Here is a 424-nt window from a genome sequence, read left to right on the forward strand (position 1 = left end):
ATACATTACTAATTCTAGGCTAAGGTAGATTTAGATTTGAGCTTTAGCGGTAATTAGTTCAGTCACTTCTAATTAAAAATAGAAAAGTGGAAAATTTTATTGTAGTTTACTTTTCAAGCCTGAGTTCATTATTAATTAGAATTCTGGCTTTATTTTTAGCAATTAATACTGTTTATTTGTGCGTGAAATAGTTAAAATAAGAATAGTGTTTTTAAATAAATTACTGAGGTTTTGAGATTAATGAAAAGCAAGGTACGTTGGTTGGCTTTTATAATGATTTTTTTAATTATTGGTGGTCTATTTATAAGTTCTTCGATGTCATATCACCAGCAAACCTCTGTACCTTTTTTGAAGCGTTATTTATCGAACAAGCCTTTTTATGATCGTTTAGCTAAAGTTAATTTTTTATATGCAGGTAAAGAAC

At 27.8% G+C, this 424-nt stretch carries 1 pseudogene; it reads left to right on the plus strand.

Going from position 1 to position 424, the window contains the following annotated elements:
• Positions 1–240 precede the first annotated feature (240 nt).
• Positions 241–424: pseudogene (locus tag EQ827_RS08905) on the plus strand (VanZ family protein); the annotation flags it as partial.

It is taken from the genome of Bombilactobacillus bombi (genome assembly GCF_013607485.1).
Taxonomy (GTDB): Bacteria; Bacillota; Bacilli; order Lactobacillales; family Lactobacillaceae; genus Bombilactobacillus; species Bombilactobacillus bombi_A.